Annotated in this window: 1 protein-coding gene; it reads left to right on the top strand. The window is 39.8% G+C overall.

Annotation, left to right across the window (positions count from 1 at the left end):
- Nucleotides 1-96 precede the first annotated feature (96 nt).
- Nucleotides 97-1,395, top strand: a complete 1,299-nt coding sequence (locus tag DET49_RS18325) for an IS1380 family transposase (RefSeq protein ID WP_166636623.1) — start codon at nt 97-99, stop codon at nt 1,393-1,395.
- Nucleotides 1,396-1,612 lie beyond the last annotated feature (217 nt).

The raw sequence follows: 1,612 nt of genomic DNA, 5'->3' as shown, positions 1-1,612 counted from the left end.
CCCGAAAAATTCATGGGATATAAAGAAGAATTGGGCGTAAAGTGTTATATTTAAAGAGCTTGACGGTCTCTTTACTAACACTAAAACAGCCCAATTTTGAGTATTAAAAATACAGTTTTCTACCGAGGTAAAAAATCAATTTCAGTAAATTTTTCTGCAGAAGAAATTAGTTCCGATGGTTCCCTTGTTCTTTTAGAGAAACTGGAGCGAAAACATAAGGTGATTCGTTACTTCAGTACATTTCTTCCCGATTACCGTCACCCTCTTCGAGTTTCCCATAGCGTAGAAAAACTTTTAAAGCAACGGGTATTTATGCTGATGCAAGGCTATGAGGATGCCAATGATGTGGCACACTTGCAGCATGATCCTTTATATAAAGATATCCTGGAAGGGAACCTGGCATCCCAGCCTACAATCTCCAGATTTGAAAACAGTCTGGATAAACATGCCATTTTTAATTTATGCTACGGCTGGATCGATCGGTATGTCTCCAGTTTGAAGGGGAGAAAGCGTATTATTATAGATATCGATGGTACCGACGATCCCACTCACGGGAAACAACAACTGGCCATGTTCAATGGATACTACGGGCAGTTTATGTACAATGAGCTCTTTTTCCACGATGGAGATACCGGTCAGATCATCGTACCGGTGCTTCGACCCGGAAATAGCCATTCCAATAAGTGGTATGTCAGTATTTTGAGAAGAATCATCACTAGAATCCGAGAAACATACCCTTCAATGAAAATCATCATCCGGGCCGATAGCGGGTTCTCTTCTGCTCCCTTTTATAAACTGGCAGATGACCACCATCTAAAGTATGCCATAGGTCTTCCCAGCAATGAGGTGCTCAAAAGAAGGGTTAAAAGAGCAGCACGCGCGGTAAAACATCTTTATCAAAGTAAGGGTGAAAAGCACCAGCACTTTATCAGTTTTGATTATAAAGCCGGTAGCTGGCACAAACCCCAGCAGTGTTATTCTAAAATCGAAAGTACCGGTCTTGGCATGAACATCAGGCATATAGTAAGTAACCTGGAAGAGCAGGATGCCAGAGAGATCTATTTTGGTTTTTATGTGAAGCGAGGAGAAGCCAGTGAGAACCGTATCAAGGAAGTAAAGAATATGTGTTTCTCTGACCGTTTATCCAACCATGGATTCTGGGCGAATTTCTTTCGGCTGCTGATCAGTAGTCTCGCTTATGAACTGTTTTTGATCTTAAAGAGCAATATCCAAAATACTTCATTTGAAAAGGCTAAGAAATGGCAGATCAGCAGCATAAGAACCCATCTTCTCAAAATAGGTGCTACTATAAAAATTACCAAAAGAAGAGTCTATTACCGGCTCTCTAAAGCCTTTGTGCATCAGAACCTACTGATCGAATTGCTCTCTGGATAGACTTGATATCTTACTGACTTCAACCGCTTTGGGATACCTATGCCTTGTCGTAAAATTTTCAGCAATTTTTACCCTGAAAAAGTTATTTCCAACAAAAAATATCGCAGATTCATCCAGAAGGTAGAAAAACAAACCAAAAAATTTCCTGATTCAACAAAAACTATAATTCAATCTGAAAAAATTCTTTGGCTAAACTACTCATGAATAAAGCGGGTTA

The sequence above is a fragment of the Salegentibacter sp. 24 genome (assembly GCF_004362395.1).
Lineage (GTDB): Bacteria > Bacteroidota > Bacteroidia > Flavobacteriales > Flavobacteriaceae > Salegentibacter.
The sequence above is the reverse complement of the archived record's forward strand: the minus strand, read 5'-3'. Positions and strand labels throughout refer to the sequence as shown.